Annotated in this window: 26 protein-coding genes; 13 read left to right on the top strand and 13 right to left on the bottom strand. The window is 59.0% G+C overall.

The window, feature by feature from the left end; genetic code table 11:
* Positions 1 to 2: 2 nt before the first annotated feature.
* The 4 genes from TU76_RS09555 to TU76_RS09540 are packed head-to-tail and all read right to left on the bottom strand — an operon-like array spanning position 3 to position 3,430.
* Positions 3 to 1,112, bottom strand: coding sequence for a flagellar basal body P-ring protein FlgI (locus TU76_RS09555; RefSeq protein ID WP_019828797.1), 1,110 nt, complete (start codon positions 1,110 to 1,112; stop codon positions 3 to 5).
* A 26-nt stretch (positions 1,113 to 1,138) separates the two neighbouring features.
* Entirely contained in the window at positions 1,139 to 1,834 is a 696-nt protein-coding gene (flgH, locus tag TU76_RS09550) for a flagellar basal body L-ring protein FlgH (protein ID WP_019828796.1), read from the bottom strand.
* Positions 1,835 to 1,858: 24 nt separating this feature from the next.
* Complete coding sequence (gene flgG / locus TU76_RS09545; RefSeq protein WP_019828795.1) at positions 1,859 to 2,644, bottom strand: flagellar basal-body rod protein FlgG; 786 nt, start codon at positions 2,642 to 2,644, stop codon at positions 1,859 to 1,861.
* Between the two features lie 45 nt (positions 2,645 to 2,689).
* Positions 2,690 to 3,430 carry a flagellar basal body rod protein FlgF gene (locus tag TU76_RS09540; protein WP_019828794.1) on the bottom strand — a complete coding sequence of 247 codons (741 nt, stop codon included), beginning with the start codon at positions 3,428 to 3,430 and terminating at the stop codon, positions 2,690 to 2,692.
* Between the two features lie 648 nt (positions 3,431 to 4,078).
* On the opposite strand from TU76_RS09540, the gene TU76_RS09535 reads away from it, so the two are divergent.
* From TU76_RS09535 to TU76_RS09525, 3 genes are read left to right on the top strand one after another with little or no spacing between them, the layout of a single operon-like run.
* Positions 4,079 to 4,600 (top strand): Tli1a family immunity protein, encoded by a 522-nt coding sequence (locus TU76_RS09535; RefSeq protein ID WP_048351545.1) that lies wholly within the window; start codon positions 4,079 to 4,081, stop codon positions 4,598 to 4,600.
* A complete protein-coding gene (locus TU76_RS09530; RefSeq protein WP_048351544.1) occupies positions 4,585 to 5,118 on the top strand; it encodes a Tli1a family immunity protein in 534 nt (177 codons plus the stop codon). Before TU76_RS09535 ends, TU76_RS09530 begins: the two co-directional genes overlap by 16 nt.
* Positions 5,103 to 7,682 carry a T6SS phospholipase effector Tle1-like catalytic domain-containing protein gene (locus tag TU76_RS09525; protein ID WP_048351543.1) on the top strand — a complete coding sequence of 860 codons (2,580 nt, stop codon included), beginning with the start codon at positions 5,103 to 5,105 and terminating at the stop codon, positions 7,680 to 7,682. Before TU76_RS09530 ends, TU76_RS09525 begins: the two co-directional genes overlap by 16 nt.
* A 42-nt stretch (positions 7,683 to 7,724) precedes the next feature.
* Here the strand turns inward: TU76_RS09525 and TU76_RS09520 are convergent, their stop codons facing one another.
* Positions 7,725 to 9,281, bottom strand: a complete 1,557-nt coding sequence (locus TU76_RS09520) for a sigma-54-dependent phenylalanine hydroxylase transcriptional regulator PhhR (RefSeq protein ID WP_019828791.1) — start codon at positions 9,279 to 9,281, stop codon at positions 7,725 to 7,727.
* Positions 9,282 to 9,616: 335 nt separating this feature from the next.
* Between TU76_RS09520 and phhA the strand changes: the two genes are divergently transcribed.
* The 6 genes from phhA to TU76_RS09500 all read left to right on the top strand — a co-directional run bounded on the left by phhA (position 9,617) and on the right by TU76_RS09500 (position 13,855).
* Positions 9,617 to 10,408 (top strand): phenylalanine 4-monooxygenase, encoded by a 792-nt coding sequence (gene phhA / locus TU76_RS09515; RefSeq protein WP_046809853.1) that lies wholly within the window; start codon positions 9,617 to 9,619, stop codon positions 10,406 to 10,408.
* A 45-nt stretch (positions 10,409 to 10,453) separates the two neighbouring features.
* Positions 10,454 to 10,810 (top strand): 4a-hydroxytetrahydrobiopterin dehydratase, encoded by a 357-nt coding sequence (locus TU76_RS09510; protein WP_019828788.1) that lies wholly within the window; start codon positions 10,454 to 10,456, stop codon positions 10,808 to 10,810.
* The gene (locus TU76_RS09505) at positions 10,810 to 12,006 is read left to right on the top strand and encodes an amino acid aminotransferase (RefSeq protein WP_048351542.1); all 1,197 of its coding nucleotides are present in this window, start codon (positions 10,810 to 10,812) and stop codon (positions 12,004 to 12,006) included. Before TU76_RS09510 ends, TU76_RS09505 begins: the two co-directional genes overlap by 1 nt.
* Positions 12,007 to 12,236: 230 nt before the next feature.
* Positions 12,237 to 12,368, top strand: a complete 132-nt coding sequence (locus tag TU76_RS25755) for a hypothetical protein (protein ID WP_019828785.1) — start codon at positions 12,237 to 12,239, stop codon at positions 12,366 to 12,368.
* 87 nt (positions 12,369 to 12,455) lie between these two features.
* Positions 12,456 to 12,632 (top strand): hypothetical protein, encoded by a 177-nt coding sequence (locus TU76_RS25390; RefSeq protein WP_019828784.1) that lies wholly within the window; start codon positions 12,456 to 12,458, stop codon positions 12,630 to 12,632.
* Positions 12,633 to 12,667: 35 nt separating this feature from the next.
* The gene (locus tag TU76_RS09500) at positions 12,668 to 13,855 is read left to right on the top strand and encodes an MFS transporter (RefSeq protein WP_019828783.1); all 1,188 of its coding nucleotides are present in this window, start codon (positions 12,668 to 12,670) and stop codon (positions 13,853 to 13,855) included.
* A gap of 26 nt (positions 13,856 to 13,881) precedes the next feature.
* On the opposite strand, the gene arfB is transcribed toward TU76_RS09500, so the two are convergent.
* The 8 genes from arfB to TU76_RS09460 form a co-directional block, all read right to left on the bottom strand.
* Positions 13,882 to 14,295 carry an alternative ribosome rescue aminoacyl-tRNA hydrolase ArfB gene (gene arfB, locus TU76_RS09495; RefSeq protein WP_019828782.1) on the bottom strand — a complete coding sequence of 138 codons (414 nt, stop codon included), beginning with the start codon at positions 14,293 to 14,295 and terminating at the stop codon, positions 13,882 to 13,884.
* A gap of 90 nt (positions 14,296 to 14,385) precedes the next feature.
* Positions 14,386 to 15,804 carry an amino acid permease gene (locus TU76_RS09490; protein WP_019828781.1) on the bottom strand — a complete coding sequence of 473 codons (1,419 nt, stop codon included), beginning with the start codon at positions 15,802 to 15,804 and terminating at the stop codon, positions 14,386 to 14,388.
* A 659-nt stretch (positions 15,805 to 16,463) separates the two neighbouring features.
* Positions 16,464 to 17,660: a 23S rRNA pseudouridine(2605) synthase RluB gene (gene rluB, locus TU76_RS09485; RefSeq protein ID WP_046809855.1), complete on the bottom strand. Its 1,197-nt coding sequence runs from the start codon at positions 17,658 to 17,660 to the stop codon at positions 16,464 to 16,466.
* 144 nt (positions 17,661 to 17,804) lie between these two features.
* Positions 17,805 to 17,996: a DUF1289 domain-containing protein gene (locus TU76_RS09480; protein ID WP_048351541.1), complete on the bottom strand. Its 192-nt coding sequence runs from the start codon at positions 17,994 to 17,996 to the stop codon at positions 17,805 to 17,807.
* 188 nt (positions 17,997 to 18,184) lie between these two features.
* Positions 18,185 to 19,123 (bottom strand): SMC-Scp complex subunit ScpB, encoded by a 939-nt coding sequence (gene scpB, locus TU76_RS09475; RefSeq protein WP_048351540.1) that lies wholly within the window; start codon positions 19,121 to 19,123, stop codon positions 18,185 to 18,187.
* A gap of 12 nt (positions 19,124 to 19,135) precedes the next feature.
* Positions 19,136 to 19,834 (bottom strand): segregation and condensation protein A, encoded by a 699-nt coding sequence (locus tag TU76_RS09470; RefSeq protein WP_162207958.1) that lies wholly within the window; start codon positions 19,832 to 19,834, stop codon positions 19,136 to 19,138.
* Positions 19,835 to 19,962: 128 nt separating this feature from the next.
* Entirely contained in the window at positions 19,963 to 20,595 is a 633-nt protein-coding gene (locus tag TU76_RS09465) for an L-threonylcarbamoyladenylate synthase (RefSeq protein WP_019828770.1), read from the bottom strand.
* A gap of 13 nt (positions 20,596 to 20,608) precedes the next feature.
* Positions 20,609 to 21,472, bottom strand: a complete 864-nt coding sequence (locus tag TU76_RS09460; protein WP_019828769.1) for a PHP domain-containing protein — start codon at positions 21,470 to 21,472, stop codon at positions 20,609 to 20,611.
* Positions 21,473 to 21,556: 84 nt separating this feature from the next.
* Here TU76_RS09460 and TU76_RS09455 point away from each other — a divergent pair, with 84 nt between their 5' ends.
* The 4 genes from TU76_RS09455 to TU76_RS09440 all read left to right on the top strand — a co-directional run bounded on the left by TU76_RS09455 (position 21,557) and on the right by TU76_RS09440 (position 23,782).
* The gene (locus tag TU76_RS09455) at positions 21,557 to 22,153 is read left to right on the top strand and encodes a septation protein A (protein ID WP_019828768.1); all 597 of its coding nucleotides are present in this window, start codon (positions 21,557 to 21,559) and stop codon (positions 22,151 to 22,153) included.
* 1 nt (position 22,154) lies between these two features.
* Entirely contained in the window at positions 22,155 to 22,454 is a 300-nt protein-coding gene (locus TU76_RS09450; RefSeq protein ID WP_019828767.1) for a YciI family protein, read from the top strand.
* Between the two features lie 75 nt (positions 22,455 to 22,529).
* Positions 22,530 to 23,207: a response regulator transcription factor gene (locus TU76_RS09445; protein ID WP_019828766.1), complete on the top strand. Its 678-nt coding sequence runs from the start codon at positions 22,530 to 22,532 to the stop codon at positions 23,205 to 23,207.
* A gap of 143 nt (positions 23,208 to 23,350) precedes the next feature.
* Positions 23,351 to 23,782 (top strand): Spy/CpxP family protein refolding chaperone, encoded by a 432-nt coding sequence (locus TU76_RS09440; protein ID WP_019828765.1) that lies wholly within the window; start codon positions 23,351 to 23,353, stop codon positions 23,780 to 23,782.
* Positions 23,783 to 23,792: the final 10 nt, after the last annotated feature.

The raw sequence follows: 23,792 nt of genomic DNA, 5'->3' as shown, positions 1-23,792 counted from the left end.
CCTCAGATCACGATCAGGTCGGCTTGCAAGGCGCCGGCCTGTTTCAGTGCTTCGAGAATCGCCATCAAGTCCCCTGGCGCCGCGCCGACCTGGTTCACCGCCCTTACGATCTCGTCCAGGGTGGTGCCCGGGCCGAACTTGAACATGGGCTTGGCTTCTTGCTGGGCATTGAGGCGCGAGCGCGGCACTACCACGGTTTCGCCGTTGGACAGCGGGCCGGGCTGGCTGACAATCGGGTCTTCGGTGATGGTCACGGTCAGGCTGCCGTGGGTCACGGCGGCAGGCGAGACCTTGACGTTCTGGCCAATCACGATGGTGCCGGTGCGCGAGTTGATGATGACCTTGGCCACCGCCTGCCCCGGATCGACTTCGAGGTTTTCCAGGATCGACAGGTAATCCACCCGCTGGCTTGGGTCCAGCGGCGCGGTCACACGGATCGAGCCACCGTCAATTGCCTGCGCCACACCCGGGCCGAGCAGGTCGTTGATCTTGTCCACTACGCGCTTGGCCGTGGTGAAGTCAGAACGGTTGAGGTTCAGGGTCAGGCTGTTGCCCTGGTTGAAGCCACTGGGCACCGCACGCTCCACCGACGCGCCGCCCGGAATGCGTCCGGCTGACGGAACGTTGACGGTGATCTTCGAGCCGTCACGGCCTTCTGCATCAAAACCGCCCACCACCAGGTTGCCCTGGGCGACCGCATACACGTTGCCATCGATGCCCTTGAGCGGCGTCAGCAACAGCGTACCGCCGCGCAGGCTTTTGGAGTTGCCGATGGACGAAACGGTGATGTCGATCACCTGCCCCGGCTTGGCGAACGCTGGCAAGTCGGCACTGATGGACACCGCGGCCACGTTTTTAAGCTGCACATTGCCCGAGCCCGGCGGTACCTTGATGCCGAACTGGGACAGCATATTGTTGAACGTTTGCAGGGTGAACGGGGTTTGCGTGGTCTGGTCGCCCGTGCCATTCAACCCGACCACCAGGCCGTAACCAATCAATTGGTTGGAGCGCACGCCAGAAATGCTGGCGATGTCTTTCAACCGCTCGGCGTGAACGCCCAGGGAGGTCGACAACAGCAACACGGCTGCCAGCAAATGCTTGAGGTTGGGCATGGCTCGATTCACTTGGAAAGACTCGGTTAAAAAGGGAATAACGGACTAAGGAAGAATCGGTCAAACCAGCCTGGCTGACTCGCATCGGCAAACGAGCCGGTCCCCGAATAGGTAATGCGCGCATCGGCCACGCGAGTCGAAGACACGGTGTTGTCGGTGGCGATGTCATCCGCCCGCACCAGACCGGCAATGCGTACCAGTTCGTCGCCCGTGTTCAGGGTCATCCACTTCTCACCACGCACGGCGATGATGCCGTTGGGTAGCACGTCGGCCACGGTCACGGTGATCGAGCCGGTAAGGCTGTTGCCCTGCCCCGCCTTGCTGTCGCCCTTGGTGGCACGGCTGCCGCTGTAACCGGCATTGAGGCTCAGGTCACCACTGCCCAGCGGGTTGTTGGTGGTCAGGCCGCTGCCGAACAAAGATGTCAGGCCGATGCTGGTATTGCTGTTTTTACCGATCGCCGAGTTGGCGTTTTTGCTCGCCTGCGTCCGCTCGTTCAGGGTGATGGTAATGATGTCGCCAATGCGGAACGCCTTGCGGTCGCTGTACAGGTTCTGCTCGAAGCCAGCCTGGTAAATCGAACCGTTATTGGCCGCAGCCGGCAGCGGCGTGCGCGGCAGGACAGGGGCGTAGTACGGGTCGTTGGCCCGCGGAGGCGGACTGACGCACCCCGCCACAAAGGTAATGGCGCCCAGTGCCAGAACAGAAAACAAGCGCTTCATGAGCTCTCCCGCTATTTCACGTAATTACAGGTTTTGCGTGACAAACGACAACATCTGGTCAGCGGTGGAGATCACTTTTGAGTTCATCTCGTAGGCGCGCTGAGTGGTGATCATGTTGACCATTTCTTCCACGGTGCTGACGTTCGAAGTCTCAAGCATGCTCTGCATGGTCAGACCGAAACCGTTGAGGCCCGGGGTGCCAATCTGCGGCGCGCCGCTGGAGGCGGTTTCCAGGAACAGGTTGCCGCCCTGGGACTGCAAACCGGCCGGGTTGATGAAGTCGGCGGTCTGCACGTTGCCGATCACTTGGGCGGCCGGGTTGCCGGCGATGGTCACCGACACGGTACCGTCCTGGCCGACGGTGAAGGTCTGGGCATCGGCGGGCACCACAATCGCCGGTTCCAGGGCAAAGCCACTGGCGGTGACGATCTGGCCGTTGGCGTCCAGGTGGAAAGTACCGTCGCGGCTGTAGGCCGTGGTCCCGTCGGGCTGCATGATCTGGAAGAAACCACGGCCATTGATTGCCATGTCCAGCGGCTGGTCGGTGGTCTGCAGGCTACCGGCGGCGAAGTTCTTTTGCGTGCCCACGATGCGCACCCCGGTGCCCACTTGCAGGCCCGACGGCAGTTCGCTGTCCTGGGTCGACTGGGCACCTGGCTGGCGCTTGATCTGGTAGAGCAAGTCCTGGAACTCCGCGCGATCACGTTTGAAACCGGTGGTCGACACGTTGGCCAGGTTGTTGGAAATGGTGGTCAGGTTGGTGTCTTGCGCAGCCAAACCTGTTTTTGCAACCCACAGTGCCGGAAGCATGGTGCTCTCCTCGCGCGCCGGTTTTTCGGCGCTGCGTTCAAGTAATTAGCTGATGGACAAGACGCGAGTCATGGCCTGGTCGTCTTCTTTGGCGGTGTTCATCATTTTGATGTGCAACTCGAACTGCTTGGACAGGGCCAGCACCGAGGTCATTTCATCGACGGCATTGACGTTGCTCGCCTCCAGAAACCCCGAAACCACCTGCACGTTGGCATCGGCTGGCGCCGGCTGACCGTCGTTGGTGTGGATCAGACCGTCCAGGCCCTTGCTCATGGTTTTCAGGTCGGGCTGGACCAGCTTGATGCGGTCCACTTGCGCCATCACCCGCGGGCCTTCGCCCTGGGCACGAATACTGATGGTGCCGTCCTGGCCGACTTCGATCTGTTGCTGGGGCGGTACCGCGATCGGCCCGCCGTTGCCCATGATCGGCATCCCGTTGCCAGCACGCAGAATGCCCAGGGCATCCACATTCATGCTCGCGGTACGCACATAGGCTTCACTGCCGTCAGGTGCCTGCACGGCCAGCCAGCCATCGCCGGACACGGCCACATCCAGATCCCGCCCTGTTTCAACCAGAGCGCCGGGAGTGAAGTCGGTCGCGGGGCGTTCGCTCAGAGCAAAGGCACGCGCCGGAAAGCTGTCACCAAACACCGGCATCGAGCGGGCCTGTTCCAGGTCACGCTGAAAACCGTTGGTCGAGATGTTCGCCAAATTGTTGGCATGGGCCTTTTGCGCCAGTGCGTTCTGACTGGCGCCGGTCATTGCCACATAAAGGTACTTGTCCACAGTCTTTCCTCTGTCTGACGGACGCTTGCCGCCCACCGCTGTACTGCGATGGCTAAAGCAATTTGCGCACCAACTATTTTTTGACGCCATGCAGCGCGGGTTTGCGAGGGGGTGGGGTGAGGTACGGGGCAAGATCAGCGGGATGAAAACGGCGGGGTTATGCCGGTTGCGGCAATGCATGGCCAGAAACGTGTCGCTGACGAGGCAAAATCCGGCAAACCTTGCACTTCCCTTGCCCCAACCTGCCTCTGAAAGTCCTGGCGCCGACAATTCACGCAAATGCTCGGTATTAACCAGTGCGCAAGAAGTTGCACACTTATTACAAGAACAAACTGGCGAACAGTTATCTGCAGACTAAAACACAAGAAACCGACCAACACTGTGCAACTTCTTGCGCACTTTTATAAGTTTCGTTTATTTGTTTATACACTTTAGCCGCCCCTGCATTGGCAAACTTTTATGAACACCATAAAGAGCATTTGATTTTGCCAACACTAGACTTGATAGTTACAAGACGCCTGAACTCCAGCCACCCTCGCGGGCGTTTCAATATTCTCACTAACACTTTAAAGGCACTTAGCAAACACCCACTGGCATTGCACTGGGTGCTCTTCTTTCAATAAGCCTGACAAGAGACAAGACCCACTCATGAACCGCTTGCCCCTTTTGATATTAATCAGCGCCCTCTCGCTGCAGGGCTGCGCCGACGCCATACCTGACCGGTTAGGCGCGCCCATCGAGGGGTACAGCCATACCTCGGCAGCGATTAACCGGTTTTCGGTGAATAAGAATGGCGGGCCCAATTTGGCGCCCTACGGATACGGCGGCGGGCAAATGTGCTGTGCGACGCTTCCCGTGAAATGGCACCCCGGTTTGACGGTAGTGGTCGAGTGGGAGAAAGACCCTGATCCGTTTGATTCCGCCAACTGGCCCAAACCCCGCTATTCCGATGCTTGGTCCAAGGCCGCCCGAGAGCACGAAGCCAAGTACACCCGCCATCGTGCCGTTGTGGCGGTTGCGCCGTATGAAGAGTTGGGGCTTGTGAACGTGCATTTTTTACCGTGTAACCAAGTTGCGGTTTCGGCAGGTGCCACCTACCCAGGTCGTCCGGACTACCCATTTAAATTCCCTCAAAAAATGCAGGAGCCTGCCACATGTCCGAAGCCGTGACTCGCTCACTGCTGGTGATGTTTATCGCCGGGATTGCGCTTCTGGGCTGTGCCGACTCCCTGCCTGACCGACTCGGCGCACCAATCGAGGGCTATAGCCATACCTCGGCGGCGATCAACCGGTTTTCGGTGAATGGCAATGGCGGACCCAATCTGGCGCCCTACGGATACAGCGGCGGCCAGATGTGCTGCGCGACGCTTCCCGTGAAATGGCACCCCGGCTTGACCGTGGTGGTCGAGTGGGAGAAAGACCCTGATCCGTATGCTTACGGAAGATGGTCTGAGCCGATGTTTTCTGATGGGTGGCGAAAACGTATGGATGAGCACGACACCCACTACACCCGCCATCGCGCCGTTGTGGCAGTTGCGCCGTATGAAGATCTGGGACTTGTGAACGTGCATTTCTTGCCGTGTAACCAGGTCGCGGTATCGGCTGGAGCGACCTATCCCGGCCTACCGGACTATCCGTTTCATTACCCTCAAAAAATGCAGGAGCCTGCAACATGTCCGAAACCATGACGCCGCGCCCTAAAAGATCCACTGGCGAATTTCTCAGCCTGACCCCTGATTTCAAAATGGACGGGCTTTTACCGCAAGCACCGGGAGATGTGCTTTTCAATTATCGAAAGCAACAGCAAGCCTTTGACCCGTTCGAACAACAGGCGATGGATGCTGCTTATGCAGCCGGATGGGCTTACGCGGGCCGGCCCTGCATGCAGATCGTGACGATCACGCTTTGCTTTGACGGCACCAACAACCATGAACCGACGGACAGCCTGGCTTTACCTTCGACCACTACCAATGTGGCACGTCTGTTTCATGCGAGTTTGGGAGGCTCTGAACATGAAGCAGAACAGAGAGAGGGTTTTTATCGCTATTACATGCAAGGCGTCGGCACCGAGTTCAAGGAAATAGGCGAGTTCAAACCGGATAGCCAAGGTTTGACGATGTCGACAGGCGGCGAGAACCGGATCAATTGGGGACTGACCCGTTTGATAGATGCGCTAAAAAAAGCGTGCCATCAAAAGCCGCCGACCATGTCAGAAAGCTACGCTTTGGTACAAAAAATGGGCACCAGTCTCACCGAAGATATGCTCGCAGCATCGATTTTCAAAAACAGCTATACCCGCCGCAAGGAAGTGCTGGCCCAGCCCCTGGCCGAACTCAAAGCCCAGATCGACGCCGCCCATGCCGGCAAGACCATCGCTGAGATCAAGGCCATACGCCTGTTCGTGTACGGCTTTTCACGGGGCGCCGCCCAGGCGCGGGCATTTGCCAACTGGCTGGAAGCCCTGACCAAGGTCGAAGTGAAAGGCACCACCTGCTACCTGTTCGCCGGGCTGCCGATCAAGATTGTGTTCATGGGGCTGTTCGACACCGTGGCCTCAGTGGGTATCCCCTATCTGGCGCCATTTGCCGCAGGCCATTTGGGCTGGGCCGACGGCACCCTGCGCCTGTCCGACTCCGAAGACTTTCTGGAGCGCTGCGTACATATGGTGGCAGCCCACGAGCAGCGCAGTTGCTTCCCCCTGGACTCGATCCGGCGCCAGGCCAACCCCGACGATCCGAATTGCCCTTCGACCTACCGCAACGGTACGGCGGAGTACCTCTACCCCGGCATGCACTCCGACGTGGGTGGCGGTTACCCGCCCGGCGATCAGGGCAAAGCTGCAGCAGGGGGAAAAGAGGTGCTATCGCAGATTGCCCTGCACCATATGTATGACGAGGCCTACAAAGTTGGCGCGCCGTTGCAGGCACCTCCAGAAGCTTTCAACATGGCATTGAAACATGATCGACCTTGGCTGGTGATGAGCGACTCAACGTCTATCGAATTCCAGGTCGCCCCCACCCTGATCGAACGTTTCAACACCTGGCTCGACAACATGGACAACGGCCCGCTTGAAGAGGTCATGGCCCGCGAAGCCGGGTTGATTACCGGTTGGCGCATCAGCCGCTACGCCATGGACCGGATCAATTGGACGAATATCTATAGGCGGGTGCTGCAAAACGGCCCCGCGAGCGATATGGACGGCGACGAAGTCGACGCGTTCATAGCCTTGCACGCCAGGCAACTCGAAGAAGACGCCGCCATGCGCGCCGGCTCTCAAGCGCCGGTATGGTCCGAAGCCGAGCTGGCATCGCAAAAAAAACATCAAGCCACAAAAGTGGCTTATGCAAAGCGCACCGGCACCCAACCTGCCGACTCGTTCAACACTAGCAAGATGTATGAACCCAACCTGGATTACCGCCAGTTGCGCAACGCCATGGCCGATTTTCGGCGTGACTACGTGCCGGAGTGGAACTTGACCTTCAGCGAGATGATCAGTTTGGGCACCCTCTTCAACACCTTGGTGGGCGGACTGGTGTATATGACCAACGGCCAGGATGAGGCCGAGCACTATGCCGAACTGCGCCAGGCCGGTGAAGCGAATTACGCCCTGCTGTTCGGCGCCAACGGCAAGCCGGTGAACGACAAAGCCTGGGCGATCGTGGACCTGTTTGACGAGCATGTGCATGATTCCCGCGCCTGGTTCATGAACGCGGCCTTGAACGAGCGGGAGGTGTTCAGCGACTACTTTCGGTACCGCGGGATCTTCTTCGACACTCAATCCAACAACGAACTGTCGCTACTGGTGAACGCCGGACGCGTGGTGGGTGTCGCCCTGGCGGTGGCCAGTGTCGGCCTGACGATCAGGCGCCAGGACCCGCGCTTTTTAGTGGGGCTGATTCTGCCAAGCCTGGGCACCCCGGTGCTTCGCGGCAAGGTGGGGTTCCCGCAGATCAGTGCTTTTGACACCGTGACAGGCCTGGCATTGCCGATGATCGAAGGCATAGAAGCCGTATGCGCTTTTACCAAAAACACCGGCGACGCCGTGAAAGCGGCCCAGGCGCTGCCCGTGCCACCTGCGCTGACCGAAAAAACCGCCACTACGGCTGACTTGATCGCGATCCTCAAAGCCTCTCAAGCGCTTGAAACCAACAGCCTGTTGGAGCAAGCGCTGCAAACACAAACGCCCCAGGCTGAGCCGACCAAGGGCTGGCTGGATCAGGCGAGGGGCATGGCGCAGAGCTTAAAGGGCTAGTTGCCGAGCTGTACTTGGGGCTACACCTCAGGTCACAGAAATTTAGGCCGGTTTGATAATGTCGTACTCGCGCAGTTTGTTGGCGATGGTGGTGTGGGAAACCCCCAGCCGCTTGCCCAGCAATCGGCTGCTCGGGTGCTCGGAATACAGCTGCTCCAGCACCGCCTTTTCGAAACGGCCGACAATGTGGTCCAACCCGCCTTCCAGGGAGAACTCGCCCAACGGCTGGCGCACGCCGTAGTCCGGCAGGCGGATATGCTCGGCTTTGACCACCCCGCCATCACACAGCGACACCGCCTGAAACAGCACGTTTTCCAGTTGGCGCACGTTGCCCGGCCAGTGGTAGTGGCTCAACCGGTCCATCGCGGCAGGCGCCAGGCGGGGCAGCGGGCAACCGATCTGTCGGCTGGCCTGATCCAGAAAGTGCTCGACCAAAGGCTCCAACCCGTCCAAGCAATCGCGCAACGGCGGGATATGCAGCGACAACACGTTAAGCCGGTGGTACAGGTCCTGGCGGAACTCGCCCCGGGCGCACAACTCGGACAGGTCGACCTGGGTGGCACACATCACCCGCACATCGAGGTAGACCTCTTCATCGCTGCCGACCCGCCGGAAGCAACCGTCCTGCAAAAAGCGCAGCAGCTTGACCTGCAAACGCGGGCTCATTTCGCCTACGCCATCGAGAAACAACGTACCGCCCGCTGTCAGCTCCAGCAGGCCGAGTTTGCCTTCGGCCCGCGCGCCTTCAAACGCCCCCGGGCCGTACCCGAACAGCTCGGTTTCAGCCATCGACTCCGGCAGCCCTGCACAGTTGAGCGCCATCAGTGGCGACTGGCCACGGGGGCTGGCCAGGTGACAGGCGCGGGCCAACAGTTCTTTGCCGGTGCCGGTTTCGCCTTCTATCAAGAGCGGCGCATCAAGGGGCGCCATGCGCCGGGCTTCACGCACCACGGCGGCCATGACTTTAGAGCTCTGGAAGATGCTGTCAAAACCGCGCAACTCTTGCTTGCGCACGTTGTAGATCTGCTCGCCCACGCGGTCGGCGCGGTGCAGGGTCAGGACGGCGCCGGCCATGGCCTCGCTTTCATCATGTTCCAGTTGCAGCGGCGCGATATCGGCCAGGTACACCAGCCCCTTGATCGTGACTCGCAAGCCATTGATCCGCGACTTGTTGGCCCGCACCAGCTCGGGCAGGTCGAAGTCTTCGGCATAACGGGACAGGGAAATCCCCGGCACCTCGTCGACCCGCACCCCGAGCAACTGTGCAGCCGCACGGTTGGCGGCAACGATGCAGCCCCCCATGTCGATGGACAACACCGGAAACTCCAGCGCCCCGAGCAAGGCATTGAGCTCCATATGCCTGCGCTCGCTGGGCATCAAGCCTACGCGCTTGACCCCAAACACCCCGGCGATGGTTTCAAACTTCGGGCGCAAGGCCTGGAATTGCAGGTTGATCAAATTCGGGCAGTACAGATAAATCGCGTTGCCCTGATCCCCCCCGACCTCCCCACGCTTCACGTTGATGCCGTAGGCAACCAACAGGTTAAGAATGTCGCGAAGGATGCCAATCCGGTTTTGGCAGTGGACTTTGATACGCATGGGCAAGGCTCGGAGATAACTAACAATGGAGATCCAGTGTGGGAGCGAGCCTGCTCGCGAAGGCCTCAAGAGCGCCTTTCGCAAGCGGGCTCGCTCCCACAGAGAAGTTTTCATACTTCAGGGGCATTTCATCGTCACGATTTTGTGACAGTTGTGCTGTCGCACACTCAATAATGACAGCCCGAAGCGCACATCGTAACGAATACTTTACGAATAACCCGCATCATCCCAGCATTACTGGCTTTAGGCTAGCTGCACGGAGCAATCACTTGGGGTATCACTAAGGCATCGCAACAACACCGAATAATAAAAACGATTTCCTTGCGGAGAGCCCCATGAAGCAAACGAAATACGTCGCCCGTGAGCCGGATGCCAGTGGCTTTATCGACTACACACCAGCCGAACACGCGGTGTGGAAAACGCTGATCACCCGCCAGCTGAAACTGCTGGAAGGCCGCGCCTGCCCAGAGTACATGGAAGGCATCGAAAAGCTGGGCCTGCCCCACGACCGCATCCCGCAACTGAGCGAAATCAATCAGGTACTGGGTGCCACCACTGGCTGGCAAGTAGCCCGCGTTCCCGCGCTGATCCCCTTCCAGACCTTCTTTGAGTTGCTCGCCACTAAGCAATTCCCGGTAGCGACCTTTATTCGTACCCCCGAAGAGCTGGATTACCTGCAAGAGCCGGATATTTTCCACGAAATTTTCGGCCACTGCCCGCTGCTGACCAACCCGTGGTTTGCCGAGTTCACCCACACCTACGGCAAGCTGGGGTTGCAAGCGAGCAAGGAGCAACGGGTATATCTGGCGCGCCTGTACTGGATGACCATCGAGTTCGGCCTGGTGGACACGCCAGAAGGCAAACGCATTTATGGCGGCGGGATTCTTTCGTCGCCCAAAGAAACGGTTTACAGCCTGTCGTCAGAACCGGAACATCAGGTCTTCGATCCGCTGGAAGCCATGCGCACGCCGTATCGCATCGATATTTTGCAGCCGCTGTATTTTGTCCTCCCGGACTTGAAGCGACTGTTTGACCTGGCCCACGAAGACATCATGGGCATGGTCGAAAAAGGCATGACAATGGGCCTGCACGCGCCCAAATTTGCGCCTAAACCGAAAGCGGCATAACACGTCTTTTTACCTATCAATAAAAAATGAATTCAGGAATCCACCATGAACGCTCTGAACCAAGCCCATTGCGAAGCCTGCCGCGCCGATGCTCCTCAAGTCAGCGATGAAGAACTGCCGGTACTGATCAAGCAGATCCCAGACTGGAACATCGAAGTTCGCGACGGCGTCATGCAGCTGGAAAAGGTGTTTCTGTTCAAGAATTTCAAGTTCGCACTGGCCTTTACCAATGCCGTGGGCGAAATCGCCGAAGCCGAAGGGCATCACCCGGGCCTGCTGACCGAGTGGGGCTCGGTCACCGTGACCTGGTGGAGCCATTCGATCAAAGGCCTGCACCGTAACGATTTCATCATGGCCGCACGCACTGACGACGTCGCAAAAACTGCAGAAGGCCGCAAATAATGCACTTCGACGCCATAGGTCGGGTGCCGGGCGACCCGATTCTCGGTTTGATGGACGCCTACCAGCAAGACACCAATACGGACAAGTTCGACCTGGGCGTGGGCGTCTACAAAGACGCGAATGGCCTGACGCCGATCTTGCAGTCGGTCAAAAAGGCCGAACAGCGCCTGGTGGACCAGCAACTGACCAAAACGTACATCGGCGGTCATGGCGACAGCCGCTTTGGGCAATTGATCACCGAGCTGGTATTGGGCGAGGATTCGCCGCTGCTGGCGGGCAAACGTGCTGGAGCCACCCAAACCCCGGGCGGCACCGGTGCGCTGCGCCTGAGCGCCGACTTTATCGCGCAATGCCTGCCGGGCCGCGGTATCTGGCTGAGCGATCCGACGTGGCCGATCCATGAAACCATCTTTGCCGCTGCCGGGCTGAAGATCAGCCACTACCCCTACGTGGGCCGCGACAACAAGCTCAACGTGGCGGCAATGCTCGAAGCGCTGGAACACGCGCCAAAAGGCGATGTGGTGCTGCTTCACGCCTGCTGTCACAACCCGACCGGTTTCGACCTGTCCCAAGCTGACTGGCTAAACGTGCTGGACGTGGTTCGCCGTCGCGAACTTCTGCCGCTGATCGATTTCGCTTACCAGGGGTTCGGTGACGGCTTGCAGGAGGATGCCTGGTCGACTCGTCTGTTCGTCAGCGAGTTGCCGGAAGTACTGATCACCAGTTCATGCTCGAAGAACTTCGGTCTGTACCGCGAACGGGTTGGTGCCTTGATCGTGTGTGCCAATGACAGCGAAAAGCTGACGGATATCCGCAGCCAGCTGGCGTACCTGGCTCGCAACCTGTGGTCCAACCCGCCGGATCATGGCGCGGCAGTGGTGGCGACCATCCTCGGCGATGCAGAGCTTAAAAACCTCTGGACCGACGAAGTCGAAGCCATGCGCAGCCGTATCGCGCACTTGCGCAGCGGCCTGGTCGAAGCACTGGCGCCGTTCGGGCTGGCGGAACACTTCGCTCATATCAATGAGCAACGCGGGATGTTTTCGTACACCGGCCTGACGGCAGAACAAGTCCAGTTATTACGCGAGAAGCACAGCGTGTACATGGTCGGTTCTGGCCGCGCCAACATGGCCGGCGTGGACGGCACGCGCCTGAGCCTGCTGGCCAAGGCGATTGCGCAGGTGTGTACCCGCTAGCGGGCACTCTGTGGGAGCGGGCTTGCTCGCGATGGCATTAGCGCGGTTCGATTGCGAGACCGCGCCGCCTGCATCGCGAGCAAGCCCGCTCCCACAGAACTGGCAGACTGCGCGGCCTGCCCCAGCCATAGGTCTAAATTCCCCCCAGACGCAATAAAAAGACAAATTGTCACACTCCCTCCTGTATCCTTAGCAAGCTACTTAAAACACACCTTGCGAGGAGCGCGACGATGCACGAGATCCCAAACCTCCCCTTCCCAAGCCTGCACGAAACCGAGCAGCCAATCCCGCAACACACCAGTGGCGAAAACAGCGCTCTGGATGAGGCTTCAGAAAGCCTCCAGGCCGACAGCGAAGACTGACGGCATACACTCAGACGGTGCGAAAAGCAGCTTGTTTTTCACACCGTCTGACACAATCGCTCCACCCCCTCTATTCCGGATTAATGCGTGACTGACACTTTCAGCGAAACCCAAGCCAGCGTTCTGATCGGCACCGCCGAAAAAATGATCGACCTCTGGGAGCGTCTCAGCCCCGAGAAGCAGGCGACCCTGCTCAAGCGTTTCGGCACTCAGGAAAACGCCTTGGCCGCTTTAATCGCGACACAATTGGTTGCACCACTGTAATCTGCCTCAACCGCACCCCGCAGGACCCCTACCCCATGCCCGAAACACAGCGTCCTATGGCGATCACTCTGCAAGTGGTTTCCATCGTTCTGTTTACCTTTATCGGCTATCTGAATATCGGCATACCGCTGGCCGTGCTCCCCGGTTACGTACACAACCACCTTGGCTATGGCACCGTCATCGCCGGGCTGGTGATCAGTGTGCAATATCTGGCCACGCTACTGAGCCGCCCTTATGCCAGCCGTATCATCGACAACCTGGGCAGCAAGCACGCGGTGATGTACGGCCTGGCGGGCTGCGGCCTGAGCGGCGTATTGATGCTCGCATCGAGCTGGACAGCATCGATGCCGGCCGTAAGCCTTACCTGCCTGCTGATCGGGCGACTGGTGCTGGGCAGCGCTGAAAGCCTGGTGGGCTCCGGCTCCATCGGCTGGGGCATTGGCCGGGTCGGTGCGGCCAATACCGCCAAAGTAATTTCGTGGAACGGCATTGCCAGTTACGGCGCAATTGCCATTGGCGCGCCATTGGGCGTGGTGATGGTCAGCCACTTGGGCATGTGGAGCATGGGCGTGAGCATTATTTTGCTGGCGCTGGTGGGCTTGCTGCTGGCATGGCCCAAGCGCGCGGCGCCCATCGTCAGTGGTGTGCGCCTGCCGTTCCTGCATGTGCTGGGGCGTGTATTCCCCCACGGTGCCGGGCTGGCGTTGGGCTCGATTGGTTTTGGCACCATTGCGACCTTTATCACCCTGTACTACGCGACCAATCACTGGGAAAACGCGGTGCTGTGCCTGAGCCTGTTCGGCGCCAGCTTTATTGGTGCACGGCTGATATTCGGCAACTTTATCAACCGTATCGGCGGTTTCAGGGTGGCGATTGCCTGCCTGAGCGTCGAAACCCTGGGCTTGCTGCTCCTCTGGCTGGCACCGAACCCTGAACTGGCGCTGGCGGGCGCAGCCTTGAGCGGTTTCGGCTTCTCGCTGGTATTCCCGGCGCTGGGCGTTGAAGCGGTAAACCTGGTTCCCGCCTCCAGCCGGGGTGCGGCAGTGGGCGCGTACTCGCTGTTTATCGACCTGTCACTGGGCATCACCGGCCCGCTGGTGGGTGCCGTGGCGGCAGGCTTCGGCTTTGCTTCGATCTTTCTGTTCGCGGCACTGGCGGCATTTAGCGGGTTGTTGCTGAGTGTTTACCTGTACCGCCAGGCGCAGAGAGCGAGAGTCACTTAATGCCTTTGGGGGTATTGGAGGACTCTCTAGAAGTCCACCTTGCCTCGCCCGGCCTTGATGCTGCCGCGCTTGGTCTTGGATTCCAGGCGACGCTTTTTTGAGCCCAGGGTCGGCTTGGTAGGACGGCGCTTTTTCTCGACTTTGGTCGCGCTGACGATCAACTCGACCAGGCGCTCCAGCGCATCCGCCCGATTTTGCTCCTGGGTGCGATATTGCTGAGCCTTGATGATCAGCACACCATCGCTGGTGATCCGACTGTCACGCAGCGCCAGCAGCCGCTCCTTGTAAAACGGCGGCAACGAAGAGTTGGGTATATCGAAGCGCAAGTGCATGGCGCTCGACACCTTGTTGACGTTCTGCCCGCCCGCACCTTGGGCGCGAATTGCCGTCAGCTCGATCTCGGCATCGGGGATATGCACGTTGTTGGAAATCACCAGCATCAAAAATGGGTCCGTCTTCGGGGCGTGCAGGATACCCCACAAACAACAAACCCGGCTCAATGGCCGGGCTTGTTGCATTAACCGCTCAGCTTATTTGGCAGAGCTGTAGGCCGCAGCCGATGCCTGCACCGCGCGCTTGTTTTTGATCAGGTAGCACACCCACATAAAGACCACCCACACCGGAATCGCATACACCGACACGCGAATGCCCGGGATCAACAACATGATCACCAGAATGAACGCGACAAATGCCAGGCAGATGTAGTTGCCGTAGGGATACCACAGGGCCTTGAACAGCGGCGTCTGTGCCGTTTTGTCCATGTGCTGGCGGAACTTGACGTGGGAGAAGCTGATCATCGCCCAGTTGATCACCAGGGTGGCCACTACCAGCGACATCAGCAGCTCCAGCGCATCGTGGGGCATCAGGTAGTTGAGCAGGACCGCAATCACCGTGACCGCTGCCGAAGCCAGGATCGAGTTGACCGGCACACCGCGCTTGTCGATTTTGGCCAGCACTTTGGGTGCATCACCCTGCTGCGCCATCCCCAACAGCATACGGCTGTTGCAGTAGGTGCCGCTGTTGTACACCGACAACGCTGCGGTCAGGACCACAAAGTTGAGGATATGCGCAGCCGTGTTGCTGCCCAGCATCGAGAACACTTGCACGAACGGGCTACTGCTGTAGCTGTCGCCACCGGCGTTCAGGGTTTCGAGCAACGAGTCCCACGGCGTCAGAGACAGCAGAACCACCAGGGCACCGATGTAGAAAATCAGGATGCGGTAGATCACCTGATTGATCGCCTTGGGGATCACGGTGCGTGGTTTGTCGGCTTCTGCTGCGGTGAAACCGAGCATTTCCAGACCGCCGAAGGAGAACATGATAAAGGCCATGGCCATGATCAGACCGGTCGTTCCGTTCGGGAAGAAGCCGCCGTGCTCCCACAAGTTGCTGACCGATGCCTGAGGACCGCCGCTGCCGCTGACCAGCAGGTAGCTGCCCAGGGCGATCATGCCGACGATCGCCACGACCTTGATGATCGCGAACCAGAACTCGGCCTCGCCAAACACTTTGACGTTGGTCAGGTTAATCAGGTTGATCAGGACGAAGAACGCTGCCGCCGAGGCCCAGGTCGGAATCTCCGGCCACCAGTAGTGCACGTACTTGCCGACGGCGGTCAGTTCCGACATGCCCACCAGGATGTACAGCACCCAGCAGTTCCAGCCCGACATGAAGCCGGCAAAACCGCCCCAGTACTTGTGGGCAAAGTGACTGAAGGAACCGGCGACCGGCTCTTCGACGATCATTTCGCCGAGCTGGCGCATGATCATGAAGGCAATGAAGCCGCAGATCGCATAGCCCAGAATCATCGATGGACCGGCTGACTTCAGCACCCCGGCCGAACCGAGGAACAGGCCAGTACCAATCGCGCCACCGAGGGCGATCAGCTGGATATGACGATTTTTCAGGCCGCGTTTAAGCTCGCCCGAATGCGAGGTATTTCCACTCATTGAAAAGGTCCCACACAAGGTTTGATGTGATTCAGTGCGTTGTAGCTTGAGCACCAGAGGCAGTGATCGAAGGGTCTACAACACAAATCAAACCCCAGCGCAGGCGCCAGGAATCCAAGGTTGTTTCACGAGTCATGCGTCACCTGTTTGTTTTTATCTGTGACGGAATCGAACCCGCAACGCTTGTGGCATTGCGGAATTATCAAGGCGTACGGCCTTGGCAAAATGCGCGGGTACGCAATTGAGTCACAGTTAAAACGCGGCGCATTGTACACCCGCACGAAGGCAAGATCCCATCACACAGCCGATAGCAAGACGAAACAAGCCGCCATATCGGTAGGAAGTGTCCTAAATCTATAAAACTCGGAAGATTTTCATTACAGCGAGGTGATTTCAGCGGTTTAAGGTCGGTAAGTGGCTGAATTCGTATGGATTTATTGACGCGGCGTAACGAAAAATTGCCACTTAAAAAACAACCGCACAACCTGTACAAGGCCCCTTGTGGGAGCGAGCCTGCTCGCGAATGCTCTTCGCGAGCAGGCTCGCTCCCACGGTCGAAGTATCTCTGCAGCCGTTCATGACCAAAATGGCATCAATCCGTCAGGCATAAAAAAACGCCAACCCCGAGGGGTTGGCGTTTTTTGTACAGCGCTTAAAGCTTACTGCGGCTTGCGACGGCCGAAGCCTGGACGCTGGCCGGAACCGGCCGGGGCGCCACGACGCTTGCCCGACGGTGCATCTTCAACCAGCTTGGGGCCTGAGCGGCTTGGCTTGGTTGGACGCTTGTTGACTTCGCTCGGACGCTCGGCCACTGGCGCGCCACGACCCGCAGGTACGCGGTCAGTGCGACCCGCTGGCTTGCGTGCCGGACGAGCAGCCTCATCGCGGGCAGGACGCGCCGGGCGCTCGCCTTCGATGTGCGGCTGACGCGCCGGGCGCGGAGCCAGCGGAGCACCTTCGGCAGGACGCAGAACGCGGGCAACACGATCGCCACGAGCCACAGGGCGCGAGGATTTACGTTGCATACGCTCAAGCTTGTCTTTGCTTTTGGCGTTCATTTGCGGCATGGCAACCGGCGTGAGGCCAACTTCAGCGCTGAGGATATCAACCTCAAACTGGCTCATTTCGCGCCAGCGACCCATCGGCAGGTCGGAGTTGAGGAACACCGGACCGAAACGCACGCGCTTCAGGCGGCTGACCACCAGGCCCTGGGATTCCCACAAGCGACGTACTTCACGGTTACGGCCTTCCATCACTACGCAGTGGTACCAATGGTTGAAGCCTTCGCCGCCCGGAGCCTGCTTGATGTCGGTGAAACGCGCCGGGCCGTCTTCCAGCACAACGCCGGCCTTGAGGCGCTCGATCATCTCGTCGTCCACTTCGCCACGCACACGTACCGCGTATTCACGGTCCATCTCGTAGGAAGGGTGCATCAGGCGGTTAGCCAGCTCACCGTCGGTGGTGAACATAAGCAAGCCGGTGGTGTTGATGTCCAGACGACCGATATTGATCCAGCGGCCTTCTTTTGGACGCGGCAATTTGTCGAACACGGTCGGACGGCCTTCAGGGTCGTCACGGGTGCAGATTTCGCCGTCTGGTTTGTTGTACATGATCACGCGGCGAACCGATTCGGCTGCCTCTTCACGCTTGATCACCTTGCCATCGATGGAGATGGCGTCGTGCAGGTCTACGCGCAGACCCAGGGTTGCATCTTTGCCATTGACCTTGATGCGGCCCTGGCTGATCCAACTCTCTACGTCGCGACGCGAGCCAACGCCAATACGGGCGAGGACTTTTTGCAGTTTTTCGCCTGCTGGGCCAATTTCCTGGCTGTCTTTAGGGTCTAGATCACTCATCTGGGCACCTCCCGGTGTGTCAATTCAGGCGAACGCCTGAAGTGTAAAAAATGGGCCTTGGGGCTCTATCGAGCGCCAGAGGGTCGCGAATCATACGCTGATGTTGGCCATTGCGCATCAAAGGCTAGCCACGAAGTGGCTGACTTACTTCTTTTTCCGCCGGCCGGTGGCTTCAAATGCCAGCAAACGCAGAGCCGACTCGGCCAGCACCGCACGCTTTTCGTCCTTGTCGAGCTTCTTCCAGGCCTTGATTTCACGCTTGGTGCGACCGCAACCGATGCACATGTCATCGGTGAATTTGCAGACGCCTATGCAGGGGTCTTTGGGTGAAGTCATGGTTAAACCTCTCAATCAGAAGCTGGCCAAGGTCCGTAGCAGCTGCCGAAGGAACGAGGCTGCGTTCGGGCGCGAAGCGGTCGTAATAATGAAAATCCGGCGTTTCTGACAAACCACACGCACTGAATTCACGACTGCTTCGCAGCCGAACGCAGCCTCGTTCCTTCGGCAGCTGCTACAAGAGCGTGTCAGTCCTCCAGCTCGCGGCGCTCTTGCTCGATGGCTTCAGCCAGTGCCTGGGCCTCAAGCTCTTCGTCGCTCATGGTCGATCGCTGCTCAAGGGCTGCAACGGCAGCGCGCAATCGCTCGCGGGCCAGTTCGGCGGCAGAGGGTTGATGCGGTTGTGGTTGCGCCTCTACCTCTACCTCTACCTCTACCGCTACTTCCGGCTCCGGAACATCAACGGGCGCAACGTCACGCAACAGGTCATCAAAGTCGGTTTTAAGACCTTCTTCCATGGTGTCCAGTTCCGTCAGCAGGGTGCGGAAGCTGGTTTCATCCTTGGGTTCTTCCGGCTCGGCACTTTCGTCGGCCAGGGCCTGAAGATGCGCAGGCACCGGAGCGTCGTCGAAATCGAGGATCGGATCAGGTTCCAGCTCACGCAACTCCGCCAGCGGCGGCAGTTCGTCGAGGCTCTTGAGGTTGAAGTGATCGAGAAACCCCTTGGTGGTCGCGAACATCGCGGGTTTGCCCGGCACGTCGCGATAGCCCACCACGCGGATCCATTCGCGCTCAAGCAGGGTTTTGACGATATGGCTGTTGACCGCCACACCTCGCACATCTTCAATTTCGCCCCGAGTAATGGGCTGGCGATAGGCAATCAGCGCCATGGTTTCAAGCATGGCTCGCGAGTAGCGCTGCGGGCGCTCTTCCCACAAACGCCCGACCCACGGCGAGTACTTTTCGCGGATCTGCAGGCGATAGCCTGAGGCAACTTCCTTGAGCTCAAACGCGCGGCCGTCACAGGATTTGCGCAGCAGTTCCAGGGCCTTTTTGAATACGGGCGGTTCCGGGCGTTCGCCCTCTTCAAACAGTTCAAACAGGCGTTCAAGGCTTTGCGGCTTTCCCGAGGCCAACAGAAAGGCCTCAAGCAAGGAGGCCAGCTCGCGGGGTTCAGTCAAATTCATGGTTTCAGCTCTTTATTCGGCTCTTGCCCGCACGTGGATCGGCGCGAAGGGTTCATTTTGCACCAGCTCGACCAGCGACTCCTTGACCAGTTCAAGAACGGCCATAAAAGTCACCACCACGCCCAACTTGCCTTCTTCGGCGGTAAACAGCTCGACAAACGGCACAAAGCCACCGCCCTTGAGGCGCTCGAGGACATCGCTCATGCGTTCGCGGGTCGACAGAGCCTCACGGCTGACCTGATGACTTTCAAACATGTCGGTTCGGCGCAGCACTTCAGCCATGGACATCAGCAACTCTTCCAGGGCTACATCCGGCACCAGCTTGCGGGCCCGCGCTTCAGGGGCATCGAGTTTGGGCACGAAGACCTCGCGCCCTACCCGGCTCAATCCTTCAATCCCTTCAGCAGCAGCCTTGAAACGCTCGTATTGCTGCAAGCGGCGAATCAGTTCGGCGCGTGGGTCGCCTTCGTCCTCTTCGATCTCGACCGAACGAGGCAGCAGCATCCGGGATTTGATCTCGGCCAGCATGGCGGCCATGACCAGGTACTCGGCGGCCAGTTCCAGGCGCACGGTTTTCATCAGCTCGACATACCCCATGTATTGGCGGGTGATCTCCGCCACAGGAATGTCGAGGATGTCGATGTTTTGCTTGCGGATCAGGTAGAGCAGCAGGTCGAGCGGGCCTTCAAAGGCATCAAGAAACACCTCCAGTGCATCCGGCGGGATGTACAGGTCTTGCGGCATTTCGATGACCGCCTGGCCATAGACCATAGCGAGGGACAGTTCTTGCTGGGCACCGGCCTGGGCCTCTACCGCCTCAGGGGCTTGAACTTCAGACATCAGGCCTCGACCATAAACGGTTCAGGGTCGCCGCAACCTACCCGGACAATCTCGGGATCTCCGCTGTCTACCAAGCTGATCACGGTCGACGCCTTGTTGCCGCCAAAACCGCCATCAATAATCAGGTCGACCTGTTTTTCGAGGGCATCGCGGATCTCGTACGGGTCTTCCATCGGCTCGCTCTCACCCGGCAGAATCAGCGTCACGCTCATCAGCGGTTCGCCCAGCTCTTCAAGCAGTGCCAGCGCAATCGGATGGCTCGGCACCCGCAGGCCGATGGTACGACGCTTGGGATGCAGCAGCAGCCGCGGTACTTCGCGGGTGGCGTTGAGAATGAAAGTGTAAGGACCCGGCGTATGGGCCTTGAGTAAACGAAACGTGCCGGTATCAACCTTGGCGAACAGCCCCAGCTGCGAAAGGTCGCAGCACATCAGGGTGAAGTTGTGCTTGTCGTCCAGGTTTCGCAGGCGCTTGATCCGCTCGATCGCACTCTTGTCACCCATCTGGCAACCCACGGCGTAGGACGAATCGGTGGGGTAAATCACCACCCCACCCTTTTTAATGATCTCGACGGCCTGCTTGATCAGGCGCGCCTGAGGGTTTTCCGGATGAATCTGGAAAAATTGACTCACAGTGTTTACCTGTTCAGACGTTAGCAGTGGGCTGTTCATATTTGAATCGACACCACAATGGCGGCAGATCTTCCGGGACTGGGCGGTATTCGCCTATCTCGGACCAACCTCCCGGACCATGAAAATCACTGCCGGCACTGACCAGCAGACCGAACTCACGCGCAAGGATCGCCAGGCTGCCCACCTGATCGGCTGGCTGATACCCGTTGACCACTTCAATAGCGTGACCCCCAGCTTGAATATAGTCGCCAATCAGACGTCGGCGCTTGCTGCGGGTGAAATCGTAGTGCGACGGGTGCGCCAGGCTGACCCAGGCCCCGGCTGCACGCAGGGTGGCAACCGTGTCTTCAAGGGTTGGCCAATGCAGTTTGACGTCACCCAACTTGCCAGCGCCCAGCCATTTGCGAAACGCCTCGGCCCGGTCCTTGACGTAACCGGCCTCGACCAGGAAGTCGGCAAAGTGCGGGCGGGCCGGAGCATTACCGCTGTCACCCAGCCCTTGCTGGATGGCCCTTGCGCCTTCAAGCGCGCCGGGCATGCCCTTAAGCGCCAGTTTGCGGCTGATCTCCTCGGCCCGCAGCCAGCGCCCCTCATGAAGCTTGGCAATGGCCTCGACCAACGCCGGGGCATGGACATCAAAACCGTAGCCAAGCACATGGATCGTGGCACCGCCCCAAGTACACGACAATTCGACGCCATTGATCAGGGTCATGTTCAACGCCTGCGCCGCTGTGCGGGCTTCGTCGAGGCCTTCAAGTGTGTCGTGATCGGTCAGGGCCAGGACTCGCACACCTTTCTCGAACGCACGCGCGACCAGTACCGCAGGCGCCAGGGCGCCATCGGAAGCTGTGCTATGGCAATGCAAGTCAATTTCCACGGGGATTTAATAACCTCTAGCTGACACTTTCGCTGTCATTGATGTTTGTTATTATGCCGCCACATCCTGCTTCTGGCTGCCACTGTGAAACAATTCATCGACTTCATCCCGCTGTTACTGTTTTTCATCGTTTACAAAACCGACCCACGCGTCATCGAAATCGGCGGGCACAGCCTGTCGGTAGGGGGTATCTACAGCGCTACGGCGATGTTGATTGCCAGTTCGCTGGTGGTGTACGGGATTCTGTTTTTTAAACAGCGCAAACTCGAAAAAAGCCAATGGCTGACCCTGGTTGCCTGCCTGGTGTTCGGCAGCCTGACCCTCGCCTTCCACAGCGAAACTTTCCTTAAATGGAAAGCTCCAGTGGTGAACTGGCTGTTTGCACTGGCGTTTGCCGGCAGTCATTTCATTGGTGACAAGCTGCTGATCAAACGCATCATGGGCCACGCACTGACCCTTCCGGACGCCGTTTGGGCCCGCCTGAACCTGGCCTGGATCGCGTTTTTCCTGTTCTGCGGTGCCGCCAACCTGTTCGTTGCGTTCACCTATCAAAGCATCTGGGTCGACTTTAAAGTGTTCGGCAGCCTGGGCATGACCGTGCTGTTCCTGATTGCCCAAGGTATCTACTTGTCGCGCCATCTGCATGACACCGATCCAACCACCCCCAAGACCAAGGACTGACATGCTCTACGCCATCATTGCAACTGACGTCGCCAATTCGCTCGAAGCTCGCCTGGCTGCTCGCCCAGCGCACCTTGAGCGCTTGCAACAACTGAAAGCCGAAGGACGCATGGTGCTGGCCGGCCCGCACCCGGCCATCGACAGCAATGATCCGGGCGCAGCCGGTTTCACCGGTAGCCTGATCGTGGCAGAGTTCGAGTCTCTGACCCTCGCTCAGGCCTGGGCCGATGCCGACCCGTACATTGCTGCTGGCGTGTATGCCAATGTCAGCGTCAAGCCGTTCAAGCAAGTCCTGCCATAACCTGCCTGCCTGCCTGCGGTATCTTTGCCGGTGGCCGACGTAGACAGCGTCGGCACTGGTTAAATCGAGTAAGTCATGAGCGACCTGTTACTGATAGATGATGATGAGGAGCTGTGTGAGCTTCTGGTCAGTTGGCTGAGCCAGGAAGGCTTTCAGGTTCGCGCTTGCCACGACGGTTCAAGCGCCCGCAAGGCGTTGAACGAATCCAGCCCCGATGCCGTGGTACTGGATGTCATGCTTCCAGATGGCAGTGGTCTTGAGCTACTCAAACAACTGCGCAACGATCATCCGGACCTGCCCGTGCTGATGCTGTCGGCCCGTGGCGAACCGCTGGACCGCATTCTGGGGCTCGAACTGGGCGCCGATGACTACCTGGCCAAACCGTGCGACCCCCGAGAGCTGACGGCCCGCCTGCGCGCTGTATTGCGCCGCAGCCACCCGGCAGCGGTATCCAGCCAGATGGAGCTGGGGGATTTGTGCTTCAGCCCCATGCGCGGCGTGGTCACGATCGACCAGCGCGACATCACGCTGACGGTGTCTGAAAGCCGGATTCTTGAAGCCTTGCTGCGTCAACCGGGCGAGCCGCTGGACAAGCAGGAACTGGCGCAGATAGCCCTGGGCCGCAAGCTGACCCTGTATGACCGCAGCCTGGACATGCACATCAGCAACCTGCGCAAGAAGATTGGCCCCCACCCCGACGGCAGCCCCCGTATTGTGGCCCTGCGCAGCCGTGGTTACTTTTACAGCGCATAACCCCTTTTTGCCGGCAGCGTATGTAAAGACCCCGAAAAACCCTCTTTACCAAAGCTTTACGCAGGGCTGACAGCGCTTGACCTTGATCTCCCTAAACTGGGCGCATCCGGATTCACCGGAACCGTAATCGAAGGAGACACACCATGCGCAAGACTCTAATTGCTTTGATGTTTGCTGCAGCACTGCCAACCGTCGCAATGGCCATGCCTGGTGGCGACGGCTCAATGGGCCCACGTCACGGTGGCGAACACCACGGTCGCGGCGATGCTCCTTACAGCCAACTGGACCTGAGCCGCGAACAGCGCCAGCAGATTGGCAAGTTGATGGGCGAGCAAATGCATGATCGCAAGCAGTTGGTCGAGAAGTACCTGGAAAAACTGCCAGCCGCTGATCAAAAAGCGCTGAAAGACGAGATCAAGGCCAAGAAGGACAAGACCCAGAGCGATATCCGCGCCGTGCTCAAGCCTGATCAGCAGAAACGTTTCGACGAGATGCAAAAGAAACGTGCCGACCGTCAGGCCGAGTGGAAGCAGTTCAAGGAATGGAAAGCACAGCAAGCTACTAAAGCGCAATAAACCGCGCGTG

The organism is Pseudomonas psychrophila, from assembly GCF_001043005.1.
GTDB lineage: Bacteria > Pseudomonadota > Gammaproteobacteria > Pseudomonadales > Pseudomonadaceae > Aquipseudomonas > Aquipseudomonas psychrophila.
The sequence above is the reverse complement of the archived record's forward strand: the minus strand, read 5'-3'. Positions and strand labels throughout refer to the sequence as shown.

What these genes read in the sequence shown, in the direction of transcription:
- phhA (WP_046809853.1), top strand. Translation starts at nt 9,617, where the DNA reads ATGAAGCAAACGAAATACGTCGCCCGTGAGCCGGATGCCAGTGGCTTT.
- TU76_RS09490 (WP_019828781.1), bottom strand. Translation starts at nt 15,804, where the DNA reads ATGAGTGGAAATACCTCGCATTCGGGCGAGCTTAAACGCGGCCTGAAA.
- flgH (WP_019828796.1), bottom strand. Translation starts at nt 1,834, where the DNA reads ATGAAGCGCTTGTTTTCTGTTCTGGCACTGGGCGCCATTACCTTTGTG.
- TU76_RS09520 (WP_019828791.1), bottom strand. Translation starts at nt 9,281, where the DNA reads ATGCGTATCAAAGTCCACTGCCAAAACCGGATTGGCATCCTTCGCGAC.
- rluB (WP_046809855.1), bottom strand. Translation starts at nt 17,660, where the DNA reads ATGAGTGATCTAGACCCTAAAGACAGCCAGGAAATTGGCCCAGCAGGC.
- TU76_RS09500 (WP_019828783.1), top strand. Translation starts at nt 12,668, where the DNA reads ATGCCCGAAACACAGCGTCCTATGGCGATCACTCTGCAAGTGGTTTCC.
- TU76_RS09510 (WP_019828788.1), top strand. Translation starts at nt 10,454, where the DNA reads ATGAACGCTCTGAACCAAGCCCATTGCGAAGCCTGCCGCGCCGATGCT.
- scpB (WP_048351540.1), bottom strand. Translation starts at nt 19,123, where the DNA reads ATGAATTTGACTGAACCCCGCGAGCTGGCCTCCTTGCTTGAGGCCTTT.
- TU76_RS09450 (WP_019828767.1), top strand. Translation starts at nt 22,155, where the DNA reads ATGCTCTACGCCATCATTGCAACTGACGTCGCCAATTCGCTCGAAGCT.
- arfB (WP_019828782.1), bottom strand. Translation starts at nt 14,295, where the DNA reads ATGCTGGTGATTTCCAACAACGTGCATATCCCCGATGCCGAGATCGAG.
- flgG (WP_019828795.1), bottom strand. Translation starts at nt 2,644, where the DNA reads ATGCTTCCGGCACTGTGGGTTGCAAAAACAGGTTTGGCTGCGCAAGAC.
- TU76_RS09480 (WP_048351541.1), bottom strand. Translation starts at nt 17,996, where the DNA reads ATGACTTCACCCAAAGACCCCTGCATAGGCGTCTGCAAATTCACCGAT.
- TU76_RS25755 (WP_019828785.1), top strand. Translation starts at nt 12,237, where the DNA reads ATGCACGAGATCCCAAACCTCCCCTTCCCAAGCCTGCACGAAACCGAG.
- TU76_RS09530 (WP_048351544.1), top strand. Translation starts at nt 4,585, where the DNA reads ATGTCCGAAGCCGTGACTCGCTCACTGCTGGTGATGTTTATCGCCGGG.
- TU76_RS09555 (WP_019828797.1), bottom strand. Translation starts at nt 1,112, where the DNA reads ATGCCCAACCTCAAGCATTTGCTGGCAGCCGTGTTGCTGTTGTCGACC.
- TU76_RS09440 (WP_019828765.1), top strand. Translation starts at nt 23,351, where the DNA reads ATGCGCAAGACTCTAATTGCTTTGATGTTTGCTGCAGCACTGCCAACC.
- TU76_RS09525 (WP_048351543.1), top strand. Translation starts at nt 5,103, where the DNA reads ATGTCCGAAACCATGACGCCGCGCCCTAAAAGATCCACTGGCGAATTT.
- TU76_RS09505 (WP_048351542.1), top strand. Translation starts at nt 10,810, where the DNA reads ATGCACTTCGACGCCATAGGTCGGGTGCCGGGCGACCCGATTCTCGGT.
- TU76_RS09445 (WP_019828766.1), top strand. Translation starts at nt 22,530, where the DNA reads ATGAGCGACCTGTTACTGATAGATGATGATGAGGAGCTGTGTGAGCTT.
- TU76_RS09535 (WP_048351545.1), top strand. Translation starts at nt 4,079, where the DNA reads ATGAACCGCTTGCCCCTTTTGATATTAATCAGCGCCCTCTCGCTGCAG.